General features: G+C 57.9%; 22 protein-coding genes. 3 read left to right on the forward strand and 19 right to left on the reverse strand.

Annotated features, from left to right (window positions below; translation table 11 throughout):
* Positions 1-19: 19 nt before the first annotated feature.
* From cvpA to pdxB, 8 genes are all read right to left on the reverse strand, one after another.
* Complete coding sequence (gene cvpA / locus A3466_RS09735; protein WP_063450411.1) at positions 20-508, reverse strand: colicin V production protein; 489 nt, start codon at positions 506-508, stop codon at positions 20-22.
* Between the two features lie 223 nt (positions 509-731).
* The gene (gene dedD, locus A3466_RS09740) at positions 732-1,427 is read right to left on the reverse strand and encodes a cell division protein DedD (RefSeq protein WP_063450412.1); all 696 of its coding nucleotides are present in this window, start codon (positions 1,425-1,427) and stop codon (positions 732-734) included.
* On the reverse strand, positions 1,417-2,685 hold the full coding sequence (folC, locus tag A3466_RS09745; RefSeq protein ID WP_063450413.1) for a bifunctional tetrahydrofolate synthase/dihydrofolate synthase: 1,269 nt from the start codon (positions 2,683-2,685) through the stop codon (positions 1,417-1,419). The genes dedD and folC overlap by 11 nt, the downstream gene beginning before the upstream one ends.
* A gap of 70 nt (positions 2,686-2,755) precedes the next feature.
* On the reverse strand, positions 2,756-3,661 hold the full coding sequence (accD, locus tag A3466_RS09750; protein ID WP_003861408.1) for an acetyl-CoA carboxylase, carboxyltransferase subunit beta: 906 nt from the start codon (positions 3,659-3,661) through the stop codon (positions 2,756-2,758).
* A 154-nt stretch (positions 3,662-3,815) separates the two neighbouring features.
* Entirely contained in the window at positions 3,816-4,475 is a 660-nt protein-coding gene (locus A3466_RS09755) for a DedA family protein (RefSeq protein ID WP_063450414.1), read from the reverse strand.
* Between the two features lie 28 nt (positions 4,476-4,503).
* A complete protein-coding gene (truA, locus tag A3466_RS09760; RefSeq protein WP_063450415.1) occupies positions 4,504-5,316 on the reverse strand; it encodes a tRNA pseudouridine(38-40) synthase TruA in 813 nt (270 codons plus the stop codon).
* Positions 5,316-6,329 carry an aspartate-semialdehyde dehydrogenase gene (locus A3466_RS09765; RefSeq protein ID WP_063450416.1) on the reverse strand — a complete coding sequence of 338 codons (1,014 nt, stop codon included), beginning with the start codon at positions 6,327-6,329 and terminating at the stop codon, positions 5,316-5,318. Before A3466_RS09765 ends, truA begins: the two co-directional genes overlap by 1 nt.
* A 64-nt stretch (positions 6,330-6,393) precedes the next feature.
* A complete protein-coding gene (gene pdxB, locus A3466_RS09770; protein ID WP_063450417.1) occupies positions 6,394-7,530 on the reverse strand; it encodes a 4-phosphoerythronate dehydrogenase PdxB in 1,137 nt (378 codons plus the stop codon).
* Between the two features lie 111 nt (positions 7,531-7,641).
* Between pdxB and flk the strand changes: the two genes are divergently transcribed.
* The gene (flk, locus tag A3466_RS09775; protein WP_063450418.1) at positions 7,642-8,646 is read left to right on the forward strand and encodes a flagella biosynthesis regulator Flk; all 1,005 of its coding nucleotides are present in this window, start codon (positions 7,642-7,644) and stop codon (positions 8,644-8,646) included.
* An 89-nt stretch (positions 8,647-8,735) separates the two neighbouring features.
* On the opposite strand, the gene A3466_RS09780 is transcribed toward flk, so the two are convergent.
* Both A3466_RS09780 and fabB read right to left on the reverse strand, forming a co-directional pair.
* On the reverse strand, positions 8,736-9,914 hold the full coding sequence (locus A3466_RS09780; protein WP_063450419.1) for an MFS transporter: 1,179 nt from the start codon (positions 9,912-9,914) through the stop codon (positions 8,736-8,738).
* Between the two features lie 67 nt (positions 9,915-9,981).
* Positions 9,982-11,199: a beta-ketoacyl-ACP synthase I gene (gene fabB, locus A3466_RS09785; RefSeq protein ID WP_022648859.1), complete on the reverse strand. Its 1,218-nt coding sequence runs from the start codon at positions 11,197-11,199 to the stop codon at positions 9,982-9,984.
* 158 nt (positions 11,200-11,357) lie between these two features.
* On the opposite strand from fabB, the gene mnmC reads away from it, so the two are divergent.
* The gene (mnmC, locus tag A3466_RS09790; RefSeq protein ID WP_063450420.1) at positions 11,358-13,355 is read left to right on the forward strand and encodes a bifunctional tRNA (5-methylaminomethyl-2-thiouridine)(34)-methyltransferase MnmD/FAD-dependent 5-carboxymethylaminomethyl-2-thiouridine(34) oxidoreductase MnmC; all 1,998 of its coding nucleotides are present in this window, start codon (positions 11,358-11,360) and stop codon (positions 13,353-13,355) included.
* Between the two features lie 65 nt (positions 13,356-13,420).
* Here the strand turns inward: mnmC and A3466_RS09795 are convergent, their stop codons facing one another.
* Genes A3466_RS09795 through prmB form a run of 6 tightly spaced genes read right to left on the reverse strand, consistent with a single transcriptional unit; the run spans position 13,421 to position 17,969 of the window.
* Entirely contained in the window at positions 13,421-13,696 is a 276-nt protein-coding gene (locus tag A3466_RS09795; RefSeq protein WP_063450421.1) for a YfcL family protein, read from the reverse strand.
* Positions 13,697-13,709: 13 nt separating this feature from the next.
* Complete coding sequence (locus tag A3466_RS09800) at positions 13,710-14,255, reverse strand: elongation factor P hydroxylase (RefSeq protein WP_063450422.1); 546 nt, start codon at positions 14,253-14,255, stop codon at positions 13,710-13,712.
* A complete protein-coding gene (locus tag A3466_RS09805; protein ID WP_063450423.1) occupies positions 14,255-15,064 on the reverse strand; it encodes a sulfite exporter TauE/SafE family protein in 810 nt (269 codons plus the stop codon). Before A3466_RS09805 ends, A3466_RS09800 begins: the two co-directional genes overlap by 1 nt.
* Positions 15,064-15,888: a penicillin-insensitive murein endopeptidase gene (gene mepA / locus A3466_RS09810; RefSeq protein WP_063450424.1), complete on the reverse strand. Its 825-nt coding sequence runs from the start codon at positions 15,886-15,888 to the stop codon at positions 15,064-15,066. Before mepA ends, A3466_RS09805 begins: the two co-directional genes overlap by 1 nt.
* A gap of 2 nt (positions 15,889-15,890) precedes the next feature.
* Positions 15,891-16,976 carry a chorismate synthase gene (aroC, locus tag A3466_RS09815; RefSeq protein ID WP_063450425.1) on the reverse strand — a complete coding sequence of 362 codons (1,086 nt, stop codon included), beginning with the start codon at positions 16,974-16,976 and terminating at the stop codon, positions 15,891-15,893.
* Between the two features lie 60 nt (positions 16,977-17,036).
* Positions 17,037-17,969 (reverse strand): 50S ribosomal protein L3 N(5)-glutamine methyltransferase, encoded by a 933-nt coding sequence (gene prmB / locus A3466_RS09820; protein ID WP_063450426.1) that lies wholly within the window; start codon positions 17,967-17,969, stop codon positions 17,037-17,039.
* A gap of 145 nt (positions 17,970-18,114) precedes the next feature.
* On the opposite strand from prmB, the gene smrB reads away from it, so the two are divergent.
* Positions 18,115-18,666, forward strand: coding sequence for an endonuclease SmrB (smrB, locus tag A3466_RS09825; protein WP_063450427.1), 552 nt, complete (start codon positions 18,115-18,117; stop codon positions 18,664-18,666).
* Between the two features lie 45 nt (positions 18,667-18,711).
* Here the strand turns inward: smrB and sixA are convergent, their stop codons facing one another.
* The 3 genes from sixA to fadI form a co-directional block, all read right to left on the reverse strand.
* A complete protein-coding gene (sixA, locus tag A3466_RS09830) occupies positions 18,712-19,197 on the reverse strand; it encodes a phosphohistidine phosphatase SixA (RefSeq protein WP_063450428.1) in 486 nt (161 codons plus the stop codon).
* A 209-nt stretch (positions 19,198-19,406) separates the two neighbouring features.
* The gene (gene fadJ, locus A3466_RS09835) at positions 19,407-21,554 is read right to left on the reverse strand and encodes a fatty acid oxidation complex subunit alpha FadJ (RefSeq protein ID WP_063450429.1); all 2,148 of its coding nucleotides are present in this window, start codon (positions 21,552-21,554) and stop codon (positions 19,407-19,409) included.
* Positions 21,554-22,864 (reverse strand): acetyl-CoA C-acyltransferase FadI, encoded by a 1,311-nt coding sequence (fadI, locus tag A3466_RS09840; RefSeq protein WP_063450430.1) that lies wholly within the window; start codon positions 22,862-22,864, stop codon positions 21,554-21,556. Before fadI ends, fadJ begins: the two co-directional genes overlap by 1 nt.
* Positions 22,865-22,925 lie beyond the last annotated feature (61 nt).

The raw sequence follows: 22,925 nt of genomic DNA on the forward strand, positions 1-22,925 counted from the left end.
TTAAGCCACATCTCAGGGTTTATGCCTTGGGCAAGAAACTCGACGAGCTTTGCAGATAGTCAAAGAACCATCTGATGATGAAGCTGAACTCTGGAATGAGCTGCGATTTCTGCCAGTCTTCACTTTTGGAGAACCCGGTAAAGGTATCCAGGAAGAACAGGATCGCGGCCACAATCAGCACGCCTCGCAACGCACCGAAACAGATGCCGAGCACCCTGTCCGTCCCTGACAGACCGGTTTTCTCGACCAGCTGGCCTATCACATAGTTGACGATAGCGCCGACAATCAGCGTCGCGATAAACAGCAGCGCGATAGCGATTCCGTTTCGGACCAGTTCATCTTCAAAGCCCGTGAACCAGACAGACAGGTAAGTGTAGTAATGACTGGCAACAAAGAAAGCACAACCCCAGGTTACCAGCGATAACGCTTCACGAACAAAGCCACGGATCAGGCTAACCAGACAGGAAAAACCAATCACCGCAATGATGGCGTAATCAATCCAGACCATATGTGTCCCACGATTTAACGCCCTGTCATCCAGTTCGGGGCGAATTCTAACAGAAAAAGAAAACGTTTGCGTAGGGATTTCCTTCCCATGCGTAAATAAAAAAGGCGCTGAAAAAATGCTCAACGCCGTTGGCTTATTACGTCTCTTTGGACGTCTGCCATTCCCCCTCACCCAAACCTTCTCCCCTTTGGGGAGAGGGCCGGGGTGAGGGGGGAAGATCTTATCAGTTTGCGCTGTAGTTCATCACCACGCCGCTCAGGCCGGAGATCTGCTTCAGCTCGCCAAGCGAACCTTTGAGCTTATCTTTAGACGCATCCGGCCCCACGAGGATACGGGTAATTTTACCCTGCACCGGCGTGGTGGGTGAAGTATAAACACGGTATCCCGCGCCGCGCAGTTTACTCACGATCTCATTGACCTTATCAGCATTTTTCAACGCACCCAGCTGAACGACATAGGCTTTGCCCGTCGGGGCAGGCTCCTGCTGGGCCTGTCTGGCCGGTGGTGGTGTTTCCGTTGCCGCCGCCAGTTGCTCGTCCGCTTTGTCACGCTGCGGTTTAGGCTGCGTTTTCTCTACCGGCTTCGGTTTTTCAACCGGTTTAGGTTGCTCTACCGGTACGGGATCGATTTCAACGTTATTGTTCGCAGCCAGACGCGACGGGTCTAGAGACGGCGCGGCTGCATCGCCTGCACGCACCTCTTCCGCTGCGCCTTCAGGCGGCTGGGCAGGTAGCGCCTGCGTTGCCGCGGGCAGCATGTCGGGCTCGTCGCGGTCGCCCGGTTTCGGCACCAGCGGAATAGCCGCAAATTCATCCTGGTAATGCTTTTTCTGCCCGTCGAGCAGACCCGGGAGAATAATCACCCCGAGCGCGACCAGCACAATGGTTCCTGTTAAACGGTTCTGAAACTTACTCGCCACCGGTTCTCCCCGCCTCCATCACTTCCATGACATGTGCCACCGTGTGGAATGACCCACACACCAGCACGGTATCTTCTGGTTTAGCTTCCGCCATCGCGGCGCGCCAGGCCGAAACCACGCTGTCGTAGATTTCGCCTTTGCCGAGATGTTCCATTAATTGCTCAGCAGTCGCGCCACGCGGCCCCTCCAGAGGAGCACAATACCAGCTATCGACCACACTCTCCATGCAGGCCAGCGTGCCGCCGATATCTTTATCATGAAGCATACCGATAACCGCCAGCACCCGCCCGGTTTTTGGTAACGATTTGAGACATCCTGCGAGGTACGCCGCCGCGTGCGGGTTATGCGCCACATCCAGGATCAGACGCGGTGACTCGCTCACAATCTGGAAACGCCCTGGCAGCAGCGCGTTCTGAATACCGTCGCGGATCGCCTGCTCGCTCACCATTAATCCGCTGGCGCGCAGTGCGGCCAGCGCGGTCGCTGCGTTAGGCTGTGGCACCTGCGGCAGCGGCAGATTCTCCAGCACGCCCTGCGCATCGCTAAAGCGCCAGCTGTGACCCTGAACCTCATACTGCCAGTCCACGCCACGACGCAGCAGCCGGGCGCCCTTCTCTTTCGCCACGTCGGCAATGGTGTGAGGCATGTCAGGCTCGCCGACCACGGCGGGCTTATTCACCCGGAAAATACCGGCCTTCTCGCGGCCAATGCTTTCGCGGTCTGGCCCCAGCCAGTCGGTGTGATCCAGCGCGATGCTGGTCACAACCGCGACATCCGCATCCACCATGTTTGTCGCGTCCAGTCGCCCACCCAGCCCGACTTCCAGGATCACCACGTCCAGCTGTGCCTGCTTAAACAGCCACAGCGCCGACAGGGTGCCGTATTCGAAATAGGTTAGTGAAGTCTCGCCGCGCGCCGCTTCAATAGCGGCAAACGATGCCGTGTGGGCAGATTCCGCCAGCTCGGCGTTCTGCACCCGCACGCGCTCGGTATAGCGCACCAGATGCGGAGAGCTGTAAACGCCGACCTTATAGCCGGCAGCTATCAGGACAGATTCCAGCGTGCGGCAGGTGGTGCCTTTCCCGTTAGTGCCGGCGACGGTAAACACGAACGGCGCGGGTTTCAGCACGTCGAGACGCGCGGCAACCTGGCTTACGCGCTCAAGGCCCATGTCGATGGTTTTACTGTGCAGGTTTTCCAGATAAGAAAGCCACGCGGCCAGGGGCGACGTGGCTTGAGGAATACTTTTATTTTCCATGATGCCCGGTTGTCATTAACGGTTTAGAAAGCAAAAGGGCAGCGCCATTCGGCCCTGCCCTTTTCAGTTATCAGGCCTCGGGTTCCTGATCCGGTACGACCACGCCTTCGCGCGGCTCGTCCGGGTTAGGCGCTGGCAGATTCATCAGCTTCGCCAGAATGCTGGCCAGTTTCAGGCGCATTTCCGGACGGCGGACGATCATATCGATAGCGCCTTTCTCAATGAGGAACTCACTGCGCTGGAAGCCCGGCGGCAGTTTCTCACGTACGGTCTGTTCGATAACGCGAGGACCGGCAAAGCCGATCAGCGCTTTTGGCTCGGCGATGTTCAGGTCACCCAGCATCGCGAAGCTTGCGGAGACGCCACCCATGGTTGGGTCGGTCAGTACCGAGATATACGGCAGACCGCGCTCCTGCATTTTCGCCAGCGCAGCGGAGGTTTTCGCCATCTGCATCAGGGACATCAGCGCTTCCTGCATACGCGCACCACCGGAGGCGGAGAAGCAGATCAGCGGGCAGTTGTCTTCCAGCGCCTGCTCAACGGCACGCACGAAACGCGCGCCGACCACGGAGCCCATTGAGCCGCCCATAAAGGAGAACTCAAACGCAGCGGCAACCACCGGCATTTCATGCAGGGTGCCCTTCATGACGATCAGCGCGTCTTTCTCGCCGGTCTCTTTCTGTGCAGAGGCCAGACGATCTTTGTATTTTTTGGAGTCGCGGAACTTGAGCACATCTTTTGGCTCCAGTTCGCTGCCCAGTTCTACCAGAGAACCTTCATCCAGCAGACTATGCAGGCGGTTGCGCGCCGACATACGCATGTGGTGGTCACACTTAGGACACACCTCAAGATTGCGTTCCAGCTCTGCACGATACAGAACCTGGCCGCAGCTATCACACTTCGTCCATACCCCTTCAGGAATGCTCGCTTTACGCGTCGGGGTAATGTTGCTTTTAATTCGTTCAATCCAGCTCATTGATAACCTTTCTGCCTGAACCTGGTCGTATGCCAGTTTTGCTGTAAGAGGCGAATAATGCCATTTTTGCCTCCAACAGACCATGAATGTTGCACATTAAAACATAACAGCCCGAAACTTTGGATAAAAAAGTGGTCGAACCGCCAGCGTGCATTTACTTCGCTTGTTTTGCTGCCGCGCGTTTGTGACGAATGATTTCGATAACACCCGGCAGAACGGAAAGCACAATAATCGCTACAATCAGTAACTTAAGGTTTTCCTGAACCACAGGCAGATCGCCAAACAGGTAGCCCGCATAGGTAAAGAGCAACACCCAAAGCAGTGCACCCACCACGTTGTACATTGCAAAATGACGATAGGACATGTGGCCCATTCCCGCCACAAACGGTGCAAATGTGCGCACAATAGGCACAAAACGGGCAAGGATAATGGTTTTTCCGCCATGACGTTCATAGAACGCATGGGTTTTGTCTAAATAACTGCGGCGGAAAATCTTCGAGTCCGGATTACTGAACAACCGCTCGCCAAACACCCGCCCGATGGTGTAGTTGACCGCATCGCCAACAATCGCCGCGACGATCATCAGGACGACCATCAGATGGACGTTCAGGTCATTGGTTGGCAGTGCAGATAACGCACCGGCCACGAACAGCAGTGAATCTCCCGGCAGGAACGGCGTAACCACAAGGCCGGTTTCACAGAACAGAATGAGGAACAGAATGGCGTATACCCAGACGCCGTACTGCGCGACCAGCTCCGCCAGGTGAACATCAATGTGCAGGATGAAATCAATCAGAAAACGTATTACGTCCATATTGTCTAAGCCTTAATTGCGCCTTTGTTTAGTCCGCTAAAAACAGCGGGCCCATTGGCGGTTTTGGCAGGTCGAACCGGTCCGGATAATCCACCGAAACCAGATACAGCCCTTCCGCTTTCGCCGTTGCTGCCGCAAGCGTTCTGTCCTTCGCCGCCAGCAGTTCTGCAATCCAGCTCTCCGGCTGGTGTCCGGCGCCCACTTCCATCAGGCTGCCCACGATATTCCGCACCATATGATGTACAAAGGCATTGGCTTTGATATCCACCACCACATACGCGCCATAACGACTGACGTTAATGTGCATGACGTTACGCCACGGCGTACGGGACTGACACTGCACCGCACGAAACGACGTAAAATCATTTTCTCCAATCAGGCACTGCGCCGCGCGATGCATACGTTCTGCATCCAGCGGTTCATAAAAATGCGTCACGCCCTGGCTTAACACGGCCGGGCGCAGGCGCTGGTTGTAGATGACATAACGGTAGCGCCGCGCCGTCGCGCTGAAGCGCGCGTGAAAATCATCCGGCACAGCTTTCACCCAACGCACGGCAATGTCACCAGGTAAATTCGCATTTACACCCAGCGTCCAGGCCGCATCTTTGCGCACCGCAGAGGTTTCAAAGTGTACCACCTGCCCCGTGCCGTGAACCCCGGCATCGGTGCGGCCCGCGCAGAAGACGCTGATCGGTTCGTTCGCTACCTGAGAGAGCGCTTTTTCCAGTTTTTCCTGGACGCTGCGCACCTCATTCTGACGCTGCCAGCCATAGTATTTACTGCCATCGTACTCAATGCCGAGGGCAATTCTGTGGACCGGCTTTTGCTCCACGTCTGACATCAGTACAGATACTCCTGCACCAGTTTTTCCGCGATTTTGACCGCCATCAGCGCGCCGCCAAAACGCACGTTGTCGGCAACGGACCAGAACTGCACCTGCTCCGGCATACCGTAATCGTTACGCACGCAGGCCACGGAGAGATGCGCGCTGCCGGTGGCATCGCCCACCTGCGTCGGGAATTCGCTCTCTTCGGAAAGGACAATGTCCTCGCCGCGGCCAAACGCGTCGCGCGCTTCTTCAGCCGCCAATGGACGCAGGGCTTCAAAGCCGACCATCTGCGCATGGCCGTAAAAGACCGGAGACTGTACGACGTTCGCGGAGATCATCAGCCCGTCATCCTGCAAAATTTTGCGCGCTTCATCGACGATACGACGCTCTTCGCGCACCGAACCTTCACGATCCGGCAGCAGCGGCAGCATGTTGAACGCCAGCTGGCGGCCAAAGAAATCATCTTCGTCGATCGGGATACCGTTCAGCAGCTTCGCGCTCTGCCCTGCCAGCGCGTCTACGGCTTTTTTGCCATTTGCCGAAGCCGACAGCAGGCTGGTCACGGTAATGCGCGACAGGCCACCGTCGTCAATCAGCGGCTTCAGCGCGGTCAGCAGCTGACTGGTGAGGCTGTTTGGTACCGCAATGATATTGCGGTTGCGGTAATCAGCCAGCACAAACGGGTTAACGTCCGGCACCACCAGCGGCACATCCGGCTCAAGGGAGAACAGGCCGCTCAGGTCGATCACCAGACAGCCTGAATTGGTCGCCTCTTCAATGTAAGACGCCGTCGCCTCTGCACCTGCGGCAAAAAACGCCAGCTGAGCCTGGGTCCAGTCAAATGCGGCGGCATCCTGCACCATCACGGATTTTCCGCCGAAACGCAGATGTTCACCCGCGCTGTCGGTACGCGCCAGCGCGTAAATTTCGCCCACCGGGAACTGGCGCTCAGCAAGGGTTTCAAGCAGGGCTTCGCCCACGGCGCCAGTGGCGCCCAAAATGGCAATGTTCCAGCCTTCAGACATGGTGGTTTACTCCAGAAATAAAAACGCGTCCCTGTCGGCGTTTCCAACAGGGAGCAGAAAGACATTAACGTGCCGGGTGGTGAACGGCGTTAAATCCCAGCTGATGCAGCAGCGCCGCCGCGGGGGCGTCATCGCACATCACATACAGGGAGGACCACTCGCGGCGCTCAAGGTAATTTTTGCGCAGCTTGTCAAACTCACCCGGAATACCCGCCACTTTACGCAGCAGCGCGTCATCGCGGCGCACATCATACACCAAATGCACCAGTCTTTTTAGCGTTGCCTCATCCAGCGGGCCATGAAGGGTGATGCGACCAAATTCCGGTGCGGGAAGCAGCGTATCCAGCGCCACCTGTTGCGGATGGCCGATAAAGGCGCTGTAGGCCTCAAATACCTGAGTCGTGCCGCGCGCCTTGCCTTCGAGGGTATAGCCCGCAATATGCGCGGTCCCCACGTCCACCTTATTCAGCAATGCGACGTTAAGATCCGGCTCGGGCTCCCAGACGTCCAGCACAACGTTCAGATCTTGTCCCTCGTCGAGACATTTCAGCAGCGCCGTGTTATCCACCACCGGACCGCGGCAGGCATTTATCAGAATAGTGCCAGCCTTCAGACGGCGGATTAGCGTCTCGTCGGCCAGGTGCAGAGACCGGTACAGCCCCTCTTTGAAAAGCGGCGTGTGGAAGGTGATGACGTCGCACTCGTCGACCAGTTCGTCCAGCGTGCGGAAATCGCCTTCATCGCCGTTATCCTTGCGCGGCGGATCGCACAGCAAGGTGCGAACGCCCCAGGCTTCCAGACGCTTTTGCAGACGTCCGCCGACGTTGCCTACGCCAACAATACCTACGGTGCGGTCTTTCAGCGTAAACCCATCGCGCTCGGCCAGCATCAATAATGCGGAAAACACGTATTCCACGACGGCAATGGCGTTACAACCTGGCGCCGCTGAAAAACCAATCCCTGCCTGCTTAAGCCACTGGTCATCCACATGATCGGTCCCGGCCGTTGCCGTCCCGACAAATTTAATCCCTTTGCCGGTGAGCAGTGCCTCATTTACTTTGGTCACCGAGCGCACCATCAGGGCGTCTGCATCGTCCAGTTCGCTGACCGGAATCGGGCGACCAGGGACAGCCTTAACCTCGCCCAGGCGGCTGAACAGCTCACGGGCGTAAGGCATATTTTCATCAACGAGGATTTTCACGTCTGAGTACCTGTTTGAGAGGAAGTAAACCTGCCAAGTGTGCCATAATCTCGCCGCCGGGCATATATCTCCGCCCGGTTACGCAGAGTTTGACTTTAAGGATTTTTGACGATGCAGCCCATTTCAGGTACGCCTCCGCGCCCTCCGGGTGAAGGCCCCGTAGCGCCCAACACGCCAGGCGAACAGCCGCTCTCCACGCAACAGCGCACCGTGCTGGAGCGTCTGATCACGCGCCTTATTGCGTTGACCTCGCAGCAAAACGCAGAGGTATGGGCCGGCGTTAAGCACGATTTGGGCGTCAGAAACGATGCGCCGCTCCAGTCGCGCCATTTCCCTGCCGCTGAACAAAACCTGAACCAGCGTCTTACCAGCGCACAGCAGCAACATACTACCCGCCAGATTGTCTCGCAGCTGACCGAGCTGTTGGGACAGGGGAATAATCGCCAGGCGGTGAGTGATTTTATCCGTCAACAGTACGGTCATACCGCCCTGAGCCAGCTTTCGCCGGAACAGCTGAAAACCGTGCTGACCCTGCTGCAAAGCAACCAGCTTTCAATTCCGCAGCCGCAACAGCGCCCGTCGACAGAACGGCCATTGCAGCCAGCGGAGCATAATACGCTCAAGCAGATGGTCACAAAGCTGGCTGCCGCCACTGGCGAACCGACAAAGCTCATCTGGCAATCCATGCTGGAACTTTCCGGCGTGAAAGCGGGCGAGCTGATCCCGGCAAAACAGTTTACCCATCTGGTCACCTGGCTCCAGGCGCGTCAGACGCTCAGTGCCCAGACTGCCCCGACGCTGCATACGGTGCAGGCGTCGCTTAAGCAGCCGCTTGAGCGGCAAGAATTTGAAGCTGTTCGGGAATATGCCCAGCAGGCCTGGCAGGCCACGCCGCAAACGGTGCTGACCACCGCGCAGGTACAGGATTTACTGAATCAAATCTTTATTCGCCGCGCCGAGCGGGAAGGCGGCGTGCCGGAAGTGCGTAACGTTCAGCCCATCTACAGCCCGCTGTTTGCCCCGATCGTCGACACGTATAAAACGCTCTCTGCCCGTCCGGGATTGATGTTTATCGCGCTGATGATTGCGCTGGCGATTTTCTGGCTGGTTGCCTGAGGATTTGCCCGGTGGCGCTACGCTTACCGGGTCTACAACGGCTCGAACCGTAGGCCGGGTAAGGCGCAGCCGCCACCCGGCAACAACAGTTAAATTCTGCGAAACGCCACCAGCGTCACCACGATCCCCACCACCGCAGAAACCGCGCCGGCGAGAAATACGGAAGGATAGCCAAACGACGTCGCCAGCACGCCCGCCAGCGGTCCGGTTATTCCGTAGGAGATATCCTGAAACGCCGCATAGCCGCCCAGCGCCGTGCCGCGCACCTGCGGTGCGACACGCTTCACCACCTCAACGCCCAGCGCCGGGAAGATCAGCGAGCAGCCGCAGCCGGTTAATGCCGCACCCAGTAGCGCAACGTAGGCGGACGGAGCCTGCCACAGCAGCACCAGACCTACCGTCTCAATAACCAGTGACGCCACGGCCACCTTCACGCCGCCAAAGCGATCCGGCATCCAGCCAAACAGCACGCGCATTAATACAAACGCGCCACCAAAGGCCGTCAGCGTAAAGCCCGCCATCGCCCAGCCGCGGCTCATAAAATAGAGAGAGACGAAGGTGCCAATAACCGCGAAGCCTACTCCCTGAAGCGCCAGCCCCATCCCTGGCTGCCAGATTTGCCCCACCACGCTCCACAGCGAAGGACGTTCGCCTTTATGGGCGGGCACCTTACGTACCGAACCGTTAAACGCCCACGCCAGCAGCGGTAAAACCATAGTGGTTGCTGCCAGTACCGCAAAACCAAACTGGCTGTGGATCAGCAAACCCAGCGGCGCCCCTGCCGCCAGCGCGCCGTAAATCGCCATCCCGTTCCAGGACATCACTTTACCGGAACGCGCAGGCCCCACCAGCCCCATTCCCCAGGTCAGGGTGCCGGTCAGCAGTTGGCTTTCGCCAAAGCCGAGGATCAGGCGCCCCACTACCAGCAGCGCGAATTTATACGCTGCATCTATCGGCAACAGCGCCGCCAGCAGCCAGGCGCCACCCGCCAGTCCACAGGCAAACATGCCCTGCAATGCCGAGCGTTTTGCGCCGTGCTGGTCCGCCAGACGCCCGGCGTAGCCCCGGGTTAACACCGTCGCTAAAAACTGAATGCCCACCGCAATGCCGACCATGGTGTTGCCATAGCCCAGCTCATGGTGAACGAACAAGGGGATCACCGGCAGCGGAAGGCCAACGGTCATATAGGTCAGAAACACCGCAAAGGCGATGCGGAAGAGGGAAAGGTTCCCGGAAGGAGCGCTCTTCTCAGGGGTAACAGCCTTCATGCATAACTCCGTGTTAAGGCATAAAAAAGGGAGCCGCACGGCTCCCTTCTACTATACCTTCAAACGCTTACGCTTTCAGCTTGCGCATCACCAGCGTGGCATTGGTGCCGCCGAAGCCGAAGCTGTTGGACATAACGGTCGTCAGCTCACGTTCAGTGGTTTCGGTCACGATGTTCAGGCCAGCAGCCTGCTCGTCCATCTCGTCGATGTTGATGCTCGGGGCGATAAAGCCGTTTTCCAGCATCAGCAGAGAGTAGATCGCTTCCTGCACGCCCGCCGCACCCAGAGAGTGACCGGTCATGGCTTTGGTGGCAGAGATAGCCGGGCTGTTGTCGCCGAACACTTCGCGGATCGCACCCAGCTCTTTCACGTCGCCTACCGGAGTAGAGGTACCGTGGGAGTTCAGGTAGTCGATTGGGGTATCAACGCCGTGCATCGCCATCTTCATGCAGCGCACCGCGCCTTCGCCGGATGGAGCAACCATGTCAGCGCCGTCAGACGTTGCGCCGTAGCCCACGATCTCAGCGTAGATGTGCGCGCCACGCGCCAGCGCGTGTTCCAGCTCTTCAACCACGACCATGCCGCCGCCGCCCGCGATAACAAAACCGTCGCGGTGTGCGTCATAGGTACGGGATGCTTTGTCTGGCGTTTCGTTGTATTTGGTGGACAGTGCGCCCATTGCGTCGAACTCACAGGCCATTTCCCAGCCCAGCTCTTCGCCACCGCCAGCAAAGACGATGTCCTGTTTGCCCAGCTGGATCTGCTCAACCGCATTACCGATACAGTGCGCGGAGGTCGCACACGCGGAGCTGATGGAGTAGTTCACGCCGTGGATTTTGAACGGCGTTGCCAGGCACGCAGATACCGCAGAACCCATCGCTTTGGTCACAACGTATGGACCGACCGCTTTCAGGCCGCGCGGGCTACGCATAGCGTCTGCGCCGAATACCTGCGCCTTAGAGGAACCGCCGGAACCGGCAATCAGGCCCACGCGTGGGTTGTTCTGGTAGGCGTCTTCGCTCAGACCAGAATCCTTGATTGCTTCCTGCATGGAAAGATAGGCATAGATAGAGGCATCGTTCATGAAACGAACCACTTTACGGTCAATTAAACCGGTGGTATCCAGTTTAACGTTACCCCATACGTGGCTACGCATTCCAGAATCTTTAAACTCTTCAGAGAAAGTGATCCCGGAGCGTCCTTCACGCAGAGATGCCAGGACTTCCTGCTGGTTATTACCGATGCTGGAAACGATGCCCAGGCCAGTAATCACTGCACGTTTCATTCAATACCTCTGTAAGTCGCACTATAAAAAGTTTCGAGTCGCACAATAGCGTACACTTGTACGCCGAACAAGTCCGATCAGCGATTTTCTGTGGAAATTTGCACCGACAGGCTCACATCGTTAAGATCGTGCCACTGCCTGTCGGACGAGTAACTTACGTGAAACAAAACGCCATACAACCTGCCAACCTCGAATTCAACGCTGAGGGTACACCTGTTTCCCGAGATTTTGATGACGTCTACTTTTCTAATGATAACGGACTGGAAGAGACGCGCTATGTTTTCCTCGACGGAAATCATCTCGGCACCCGCTTCCCTGATCATCCGCGCAGTCTGTTCGTTGTGGCGGAGAGCGGTTTCGGAACCGGGCTGAATTTTCTGACTCTCTGGCAGGCGTTCGATTGTTTTCGCGCTGCACACCCCGAGGCTACCCTACAAAGATTACATTTCATCAGCTTCGAAAAATTTCCACTTACCGCACACGATCTGCGGCGTGCCCATCAGCACTGGCCGGAGCTTACTCGCTGGGCGGAACAGCTTCAGGCACAGTGGCCGTCTCACATCGGTGGCTGTCATCGTCTGATTCTGGACGATGGACGGGTCACGCTCGACCTGTGGCTGGGCGACATTAACGATCTGACCGATAAGCTCGACGACTCGATGAATCAGAAGGTGGACGCCTGGTTCCTGGACGGTTTTGCGCCCGCCAAAAACCCGGACATGTGGAGCCAGCATCTGTTCAACGCCATGGCGCGGCTGGCACGTCCCGGCGCGACACTTGCCACCTTCACCTCGGCGGGCTTTGTTCGCCGTGGGTTGCAGGAGGCGGGGTTTACCATGCGGAAAACCAAAGGCTTTGGCCGCAAACGCGACATGCTGGTCGGGGTGATGGAGCAGGATCTGGCAATCCCGGCACAGGCACCCTGGTTTGCTCGCTGCCCCAGTGCATCGCGTGAGGTCGCCATTGTGGGCGGCGGTATTGCCAGCGCCCTGCTCTCGCTGGCGCTGCTGCACCGGGGCTGGCAGGTGACGCTCTATTGCGCTGACGAGGCGCCGGCGACGGGTGCATCAGGCAACCGCCAGGGCGCACTTTATCCTTTGTTAAGTTCACACGATCCGGCACTGTACCAGTTCTTCCCGGCGGCGTTTACGTTTGCTCGTCGTCTTTACGATAGCCTGCCGGTTGCGTTTGACCACGACTGGTGCGGCGTGACGCAGCTCGGCTGGGACGAGAAGAGCCAGCAGAAAATCACACAAATGCTGTCGCTGGGTCTGCCGGAGGCCATCGCCCATGCCGTGACGGCGCAGCAGGTTTCTGAGACCGCGGGCGTCGACACCGGCTGCGGCGGGATTCAGTATCCACGCGGCGGCTGGCTGTGCCCGGCTGAACTGACTTCTGCGGCGATTGCTCTCGGGCAGTCGCGCGGTTTGACGGTACATTATGCCCATAAGGTTGAATCGCTTAGCCGCACAGCGCACTGGACGCTGCGTTTTGCTGACGGCACCGAGGCGCAGCATGACAGCGTGGTGTTGGCAAACGGGCATAACATCAATCAGTTTACCCAGACCGAGACGCTGCCGGTTTATCCTGTCGGCGGCCAGGTGAGCCATATTCCTGCTGCGCCCGCGCTGAGCAAGCTGCGCCAGGTGCTGTGTTACGACGGCTACCTGACGCCGCAAAATCCGTCCAACGGCCATCACTGCATCGGCGCCAGCTACCATCGCGGTGAAACGGACATGCAGTACAGCGAAGCAGATCAGCAGCAAAACCGCCAGCGCCTGATCGACTGTTTCCCGGATGCGTCGTGGGCTAAAGAGGTTGACGTCAGCGAGGGCGAAGCGCGCTGCGGCGTACGCTGCGCGACTCGCGATCACCTGCCGATGGCGGGAAACGTGCCGGACTATCAAGCCACGCTTGAACTCTATCAGGATCTGGCAGACAACAAAGAAACGGCGGTGAATGCGCCGGTTTATCCTGAACTGTTTATGCTGGGTGGCTTAGGCTCGCGGGGATTATGCTCCGCGCCGCTGCTGGCAGAGGTGCTGGCTGCGCAAATGAGCGATGAGCCGGTTCCGCTGGACAGGGTTACGCTCGCGGGGCTGAATCCGAACCGGTTGTGGGTAAGGAAACTGCTGAAGGGGAAAATGGTTAAGTAGGGTGCGGTCGAATCCCCTCACCCTGACCCTCTCCCCAAAGGGGAGAGGGAAGAGAGGGCGGCGGCTTAGCGTTTAGCCTGCTGGAATAAATTGTCCCACATGCCCAGCACTAAAGACTGGTCGCGCGGAGAGAGCTCCCCGGCCAGAATGGCTTTTTCCAGGCTACGCGTGACTTCAGCGTGAATGGCGTCGGCAGAGTGATCGTCGCCTGCTTCCAGCTCGGCTACCGCCAGCGTCAGGTGACCACGCAGATAACCGCTGGCGAACAGCTCATCATCACTGGCGTGTTCCACCATGTCATCAATTAACGCCAGAATGCGTGATTCAAATTCTGCGATCATCTTCTTTCCTCTGTTATAAATCTTCCGGCCACGGGAAGCATTCCGCCGTGATCTCCGGCGTGTGGTAATAATTCTGTAAAGCCTCGATCAGGCGCGCCGGACGCTCCGGGATGCCCTTCTCAAGATATTCCATCACCTGCGCATGCACGCGGCGCTGGAAGACGATACGGTCTGGCTCGAAGTCGCCTTCAAGGTTGTCACAGCTCACGTTAAACGGGAAACCCGCCGCCACGCAGAACAGCCACTCCAGCGCCTGCGGTTTCACCTCCACATCTTCGAACTGCCCCTGGGTGGCGGCGTCGCGCCCGTCCGGGCAGTACCAGTAACCGAAGTCCACCAGCTCGCGACGCGCTTTCCCCGCGATGCACCAGTGCGAAATCTCGTGCAAAGCGCTGGCGTAAAAGCCGTGGGCAAAGACGATGCGGTTGTACGGAACCTCGTCATCAGCAGGAAGATAGATCGGTTCGTCGTCGCCTTTAATCAGACGGGTATTAAAATCATCAGCAAAACAGCTATCGAAGATCTCAATCAGCTGTTCGTATTTATGCGTACTGTTCATTAGTTCATCCCCAACCAGGTGAGGATCTCCTGTCCATGGCTGTCATAAAGAAGTTTGGCGCTCATCACCGCCGAGACGACAACAATCATCGGGCGGATCAGCTTTTGCCCTTTGCTTAATACCAGACGCGAGCCTGCGCGCGCGCCCAAAAACTGCCCTGCCATCATCACAAACCCGGTTGCCCAGATAACCTTGCCGCCAATGACAAACAGCAGCAGGCCGCCAACGTTGGAGGTCGCATTCAGCACCTTGGCGTGGGCGGTAGATTTGGCGAGGTTAAAGCCGGCCAGCGTCACGAACGCCAGCGCGTAAAATGAACCTGCCCCCGGGCCAAAGAAGCCGTCGTAAAAGCCGACGCAGCCACCGGCAATCAGCGCAAACGGCAGGCCGTGTAGCCGCCGCGCCCGGTCTTCCTCGCCGAGCTTAGGCATCAGCAGGAAATACAGGCCGATGCAGATAACCAGAATCGGCAGGATCTGGCGCAGAATGTCCGACTGTACATGCTGCACCAGCAAGGCGCCCCCCGTCGAGCCAATAAACGTCATCAGGATATTGAGCTTCTGGTCGGCGAGATTCACCACCTTGCGGCGAACAAAATAGAGCGAAGAGGAAAGAGAGCCGCCACAGGCCTGAAGCTTGTTAGTGGCGAGCGCCTGCGCCGGGCTCATGCCCGCCGCCAGCAGCGCGGGCACGGTTAACAGCCCGCCGCCGCCCGCAAGGGCATCGATAAATCCGGCTAACATCGCAACAAAAAAGAGCACCGCCAGCAGCAGCGGTGACACCATGAACAGATCGACGAAATTATCCATTAAAGTACATGCTCATCCAGTAGCGCCTGGCAGGAAGGCGGCAACGGAGGCGGTGTCTTCTTCTCAGGCTTAGAGGTTCCAGGCTTGGCCGGTTCAAACCAGCTTTGCAGTTCGTAACCGCAACCATCGCCAGGCGGCGGGAGCGGCTGATCTTCACATTCCAGGCTGTTCGCCGGACAGCGCAGACGAACATGCATATGTGCCCGGTGCTGGAACCACGGGCGCACTTTGCGCAGCCAGTCGCGATCCGTTCCCGCATCCAGACAGAGCTGCTGCTTGATGGCCGGGTTAACAAAGATACGCGTGACGTCGTTATCTTCTGCCGCCAGCTTGATCATGCTGGAAATTTCCGGTGACCAGCGCGAGGCGACGACCCTTTTGCCGTCGGCCGACACCAGATCCAGCGCCTGCGGCTTCAGCAGTTGCGCTGAACTCCAGCGCGTTTTCGGCAGTTGCAGGAAAATATCCACATCCAGTCCGGTCTGGTGGCTGGCGTGCCCGCCGTTAAAGCGGCCACCGGCAGGCATCCCCATATCGCCAATCAGCATCGTGCCCAGCCCCAGGTTATGTACCTGGTTGCCAAGACGCTGAATAAACAGCACCAGGTCAGGATGGCCGAAATAACGGCGCTGGTCGGTGCGCATCACCTGATAGGTATCCGATTGCAGCGGAAGTTCCTGCGCGCCGACGATACAGCCGTTGGAAAACGCGCCAATAGACTGCGCGCTACCCGCCACCGGGTGGGTGATTTTCTGCCACGGCGTGGCAGCCAGACTGGCTCCACTGGCAAACAGCGCCAGCAGAGCGATTGCGGTTTTTTTCATAGTTACCAGCGTGGAATGGTGGTCGACACATCCGCATTCTGCGCGCGCTGACGCAGGAAGTGATCCATCAGCACGATCGCCAGCATCGCTTCTGCGATCGGCACCGCGCGGATCCCCACGCACGGATCGTGTCGCCCTTTGGTGATCATCTCAACGTCTTCGCCAGCGCGGTTAATCGTGTGGCCCGGTACGGTAATACTGGACGTTGGCTTCAACGCGATATTGGCAGTAATCTGCTGACCGCTGCTGATGCCGCCCAGAATGCCGCCCGCATGGTTGCTCTGGAAACCGTCTTTCGTGATTTCATCGCGGTTCTGGCTGCCGCGAAGCTGAACCACGTCAAAACCGTCGCCGATTTCCACGCCTTTCACCGCGTTAATGCTCATCAGCGCGTGGGCGATGTCGGCGTCGAGGCGGTCAAATACCGGCTCGCCCCAGCCAGCCGGCACGCCGTCGGCTACCACGGTGACTTTCGCGCCAATAGAGTCACCCTCTTTTTTCAGGCCGCGCATCAGTTCGTCCAGCGCGTCCAGCTTGTCGGCATCGGCGCAGAAGAACGGGTTAAGCTCGACCTGATCCCAGTCTTTGATTGCCAGCGGAATGTCGCCCATCTGGGTCAGACAGCCGCGGATAACAATGCCGAATTTCTGCTGGAGATATTTTTTGGCAATCGCCCCTGCCGCTACGCGCATCGCGGTTTCACGTGCGGAAGACCGGCCGCCGCCGCGATAGTCGCGGAAGCCATATTTTTGCTCATAGGTGTAATCGGCATGGCCAGGACGGAAAACGTCTTTGATCGCGCCGTAGTCCTGAGAGCGCTGATCGGTGTTTTCAATCAGCAGTCCGATGCTGGTGCCGGTGGTACGGCCCTCAAATACACCGGAGAGAATTTTGACCTGGTCCGGCTCGCGACGCTGCGTGGTGTAGCGAGAGGTACCCGGACGACGACGATCGAGGTCATGTTGCAAATCGGCTTCGGTCAGTTCGATGCCTGGCGGGACGCCATCAACGATACAACCCAGTGCCAGACCGTGCGACTCGCCAAAGGTGGTCACACGGAATACCTGTCCAATACTGTTTCCTGCCATCACGGCTCCGATGTTGTTGTTTGTGTTTGAGCGTTGTGAAACGGGCCGAAGCCCGCTGGATTAATCTTTGTAAATGCTGAAGTATTCGCGCGCATCAAGCAGCTGTGCTTTGGTCAGCATAAAGACGCCGTCACCACCGTTGTCGAACTCAAGCCAGGTGAACGGCACATCCGGGTACTGCTCTATCAGATGTACCATGCTGTTGCCCACTTCACAAATCAGAACGCCGTCGTCGGTCAGATAATCCGGCGCACACGCCAGGATGCGGCGGGTCAGCTTCAGGCCGTCAGAGCCTGACGCCAGGCCCAGCTCCGGCTCGTGACGGTACTCGTTCGGCAGATCGGACATGTCTTCTGCATCGACGTACGGCGGATTGGTGACGATCAGGTCGTATTGCAGCGTCGGCAGGTCGCGGAACAGGTCAGAGCGGATAGGCGTGACGTGATGGATCAGGCCGTGCTCTTCAATGTTGTGTTCGGTAACGGCCAGCGCGTCGGTAGAGATATCGACGGCGTCCACTTCCGCTTCAGGGAAAGCGTAGGCGCAGGCAATGGCGATGCAGCCGCTGCCGGTGCACATATCGAGAATGTGCTGCGGCTGGTGCGCGATCAGGCCGTCGAAGTGGTTGTTGATCAGCTCACCAATCGGCGAGCGCGGCACCAGCACACGCTCATCAACATAGAACTCGTGGCCGCAGAACCAGGCTTTGTTGGTCAGGTAAGCCACCGGAATGCGCTCGTTCACGCGGCGGATCACGCGCTCAACGATGCGGTGTTTTTCGCTGGAAGTCAGGCGCGCGGTGCGCATGTCTTCCGGAATATCCAGCGGCAGATAGAGTGACGGCAGCACCAGCTGGACGGCCTCATCCCACGGGTTATCGGTGCCGTGACCGTACCAGATATTGGCGGCGCTGAAGCGGCTAACCGACCAGCGCAACATGTCCTGTATGGTATGCAGCTCGTTTACTGCTTCATCGACAAAAATTTTATCCACTCTTTCCTCCAGGGCATGCTCGCATAATTTTCGGCGGCTAGTTTGCCATGAAGACAGGGATAAATCAGCAATGACGCGTACCGCTTGAGGTTAAAAAATGCGTTTAGTCGGGTACACTATCGGAAATACGAGATGAGAATGACGAATGAAAAAGAAAACACCGCTCAGCGAGGAGGATCAGGCTCTCTTCCGTCAGCTGATGACCGGGACGCGTAAAATCACGCAGGACACCATTGTCCATCGCCCGCAGCGTAAAAAAATCAGCGAGGTTCCGGTCAAACGTCTGCTCCAGGAGCAGGCCGATAACAGCCACTATTTTTCAGATGAATTCCAGCCGCTGCTCAATACGCAGGGGGCCGTGAAGTACGTGCGCGAGGACGTCAGCCATTTTGAGCTGAAGAAGCTGCGCCGGGGCGATTATTCGCCGGAGCTGTTTCTCGATCTGCACGGGCTGACGCAGATGCAGGCGAAGCAGGAGCTGGGGGCGTTGATCGCGGCGTGCCGACGCGAGCATGTTTTTTGCGCCTGCGTGATGCACGGTCACGGCAAACATATTCTCAAACAACAGACGCCGCTGTGGCTGGCTCAGCATCCACACGTGATGGCTTTTCATCAGGCGCCAAAAGAGTACGGCGGAGATGCCGCATTGCTGGTGTTGATTGAAGTTGAGGAGTGGCAGCCACCAGAGTTGCCCTGACAGGATGGCGGGAAGCGCTATGCCCCCGCCATATCGCACGTCACGTCAGATGGCTTTTGCCATCTTCAGGTTGCACGGACTCATTTGCCAGTTGAAGACCCCTTTGCCGGTTTCGTCGAGGGTGACGTTGGCAATAGCGGACGTTGTGAACATCGGTGGCGTTTCGCCCGGGCACAGCTCAGATACCAGATAGCCGACCAGCGGCAGGTGGGAAATGACCAGTGCGGAAGCAACACCTTCATTGCACAGCGCCTGAAGGTAAGCGCTGACAAGGCCAACATCGCCGCACGGCGTGAGTTCAGGAAGAACGTCCACGCTGGCGGGCAGGTTCATACACTCCCCTACCATATCCAGCGTCTGCTCTGCCCGCAGGAACGGACTCACCAGAACGCGTTCAATGTCCACTTTTTGACCTTTAAGCCATGTTGCCATCTGACGGGATTCGTCGCAGCCACAGACGGTTAAAGGACGTACTGAGTCACTGGCGGCATCAAGTGCCGCGTCGCCGTGACGCATGATAAAAACTTGCATATTGCACCGCTTTTGTTAACCAGAATCACCGGCGTTAACTACCCGCGATTAATGCTCTGAGGTAGAAAACCCGATGGCCGGGCATTGTGCCTGATCCATTCGGTGAATGAAACGCTGTTTTTTACCTCAATGGCGTAAGTATAGTCAATCTCTGTTTACAATTTCGCCAGAACAGGTTCCATTACCTCAGGATTTACCCTTCTTTGACTTTAGTTTACGCAATCAGTTTCCCTTGCGGGCCAGAATGTCTGGCCCCGTTCCGCCATCTGCAATAATTCGTCACAAGGTGTAAACCGTGGACCGTATTGCGAGGCCAGACGTTGCAGGATCGCAACCACTTCACCCGCCCCGAGGTTATCCATGTACCGGAACGGGCCGCCAAGGAATGGCGGGAAACCGATGCCAAACACGGCGCCGATGTCGCCGTCGCGCGCGCTTTTGATCACCTGCTCGCCAAAGCAGCGCGCCGCTTCATTGAGCATCATCATTACGCAGCGCTCAGCGCACTGAACTGCCGACAGTTTTCCCTGCCCCGTGACGGGAATAAGCGCATAAACCGAAGGGTCGACCTGTTTCTTGCTTTTACGCCCTTTCGCGGCGTAAAGATAGAAACCGCGTTCATTTTTTCTGCCTTTGCGATCGTCCTTCAAAATTGCAGAAACAAAGTTTGCAGGCGGCGCAAAACGATCGCCATAAGCCGCTTCCAGCACAGGGATAATTTTAGTCCCCGTATCAATCCCTACCTCATCCAAAAGCTGGATTGGGCCAACGGGAAAACCAAACTTCACCAGGGCATCATCGACGTGCTCAATTTTCTCCCCTTCCGTCAGCAGCCGCATCGCTTCGTTAATGTACGGCGCCAGAATACGGTTGACGTAGAAGCCCGCTTTGTCCGCGACCACAATGGGTGTTTTGCCCTGTTTTTTCGCCAGCTTCACCACGGTGGCAATAGTTTGCGGGCTGGTTGTGGCATGCGGGATCACCTCCACCAGCGGCATTTTTTCGACCGGGCTAAAAAAGTGCAGCCCTATCACCTGCTCCGGGCGCGCGGCTTTCGCCGCGATGTCGCCAATCGGCAAAGAGGAGGTGTTTGAAGCAAAAATGGTGTGCGGCGCGCAATGCTGCTCAACGTCCGCCACCATCTGCTGCTTAAGGGCCAGATCTTCGAATACGGCTTCAATCACCAGATCGCGGTGTGCGAACCCGCTGTAGTCGGTGGTGCCCGTGATCGTCGCGAGGGTTTTATCGCGCTCGCTGGCCTTAATATGGCGGCGTTTCACTTTGCGATCGAGATTCTGCCAGCTGTACTGCAACGCGTGGTTGATGCCCTTAGGATTGATATCTTTAATACGTACGGGCAATTTGCCTTTGCTGGCGGTGACAAACGCGATGCCGCCCCCCATCAGCCCGCCGCCCAGAACGCCAATGGCGCGCAACGGAGCCGGTTCAGCTTCGCTGCCCGGATCTTTTTTGACCTCCGTGCTGGCAAAGAAAATGCTGCGCAGCGCCTGCGACTGCGGCGTCATCGCCAGTTCGCCAAACGCCTTCGCTTCTGCGGCATAGCCGCTGCTGCTGCCCTGCGATAAACCGGTTTCAATCACCTCCAGAATGCGCTTCGTTGCCGGATAGTTTCCTCTGGTTTTTTGCTCGGTTTTTTTATCCACCATCCTGAACAGCAGCGCGCGTCCCAGCGGCCCGGCAAGGATGCGCTCGCGCACCGGCAGGGGGCGTTTCGCCTGACGCCCCTTTAGCGCCCGTTCAACGGCAGCGTCAAGCAGGATGGCGTGCGGAACGATCTCATCAACCAGACCCGCCTTCAGGGCCTGACGGGCGCGGAGCTGTTTACCGGTTAAGATCATCTCCAGCGCCGTGCTGACGCCCACCAGACGCGGCAGGCGCTGCGTTCCACCCGAGCCTGGCAGCAAACCAAGCTGTACCTCCGGCAGTCCGAGTACGGTTTTCGCATCGTCGGTGCAAATGCGGCTGTGGCAGGCCAGCGCCAGCTCAAGCCCGCCGCCCAGGCAGGCTCCATGAATTGCGGCGACAACGGGTATCGACAGCGCATGGATCTCCGCCATCACCTGCTGACCCTGACGCGCCAGATCTTCTGCCTCCTGAGCGCTTGCAGCGCGGGCAATCATATTGATATCGGCCCCGGCGATGAAGTTATCCGGCTTTGCCGAGATAAATACCAGTCCGCGTATCGCTTTGTTTTCGCGGATCTGTCTGAGCATCGCGCGCACCTGAACGCCAAACTCGGCCTTCAGGGTATTCATCTTTTCGTCGGGCACATCAATGGTAATAACGGCCACGTTATCGAGGCGAACGGCCAGGTTAAATGCAGATGTCGTTTTCATTATTCAGCCTCCAGAACCATTGCTGCACCCAGGCCGCCCGCCGCACAGGCGGTGACGAGACCAAAACCGCCGCCACGTCGACGCAGCTCGTGCAACGTCTGGGTTATCATTCGCGCCCCTGTCGCCGCAAACGGATGACCGTAGGCGATGGAGCCACCCAGCACGTTGAATTTACTCTGATCGACTTCGCCTGTGGCATGCGCGCGGCCCAGCACGTCGCGGGCAAAGCGCTCGCTCGCCATAAGCTGCACGTTTGCCAGCGTTTGGGCGGCAAAGGCTTCATGCATATCAATCAGCGTGAGATCGGAGAGCGTCAGCCCTGCGCGCTCCAGCGCCAGCGGCGTGGACCAGGCCGGTCCGAGCAGCATGTCCTGCCAGACATCGATGGCGGTAAAGGCGTAGCTGCGCAAATAGCCCAGCGGCGTAATGCCCAACTCTTTCGCCCGGGATTCCGTCATCAGGATCACGGCGGCGGCGCCGTCCGTAAGAGGCGTACTGTTAGCCGCGGTGACCGTACCGTGCTTACGGTCAAACGCCGGGCGCAGTTTGGCGTAATCCGCCAGTGTGGAGGTGCCGCGGATGTTGTTATCTTCTGAAAGCGGTTCGCGGTAAGGCGGCACGTAGGCGGTCATCACTTCGTCGGCCAGTTTGCCTTCTGACCAGGCTTTCGCTGCAAGCTGATGCGAGCGATGCGCCAGCGCGTCCTGCTGCTCCCGGGTGATACCGTAGGTTTTTGCCATCTGCTCGGCAGTGTCGCCCATACGCAGTCCGGTGGAGTATTCCGCAACGGCAGGAGGCACGGGCATGAGGTCGCGCAGACGTAAACGCGAGAAGAGTTTGAGCTTCGCACCGGTGGTCCGGGCCTTGTTGGCATCCACCAGGATGCGGGCCAGCCGTTTGCTGACGCCGATGGGCAGCACGGAGGAGGAATCCGCACCTCCGGCGATCCCTGCGCGGATGGTTCCCGCCATCAGGCTTTCTGCCACGTTCGCCACCGCCTGAAAACTGGTGGCACAGGCGCGGCTGACGCTGTAGGCGTCGGTGTGAACGTTCATGCCGGTGCCCAGGACGATTTCACGCGCGATATTGGGCGCTTCCGGCATTTGCACGACCTGGCCGAAAACCAGCTGCTCAATAACCTCTGGCGGGATCTCGCTGCGAGCCAGCATCTCCCCCACGACCATTTTTCCCAGATCGACAGCCGGTACACCGTGAAACGCGGTTGCCTGACGCGCAAAAGGCGTACGTAACCCGCTGACAATGGCAATGCGGTCACCGTGTCGGGTGATAAGCGGTAATGCCTGACTCATAACACTCCCCTGTAAAAAATTTTGCGCGCACATTAAGTGGTCTGACCTGATAATAGTGTTA

Source organism: Enterobacter genomosp. S (genome assembly GCF_001631805.1).
Classification (GTDB): Bacteria; Pseudomonadota; Gammaproteobacteria; order Enterobacterales; family Enterobacteriaceae; genus Enterobacter; species Enterobacter quasihormaechei.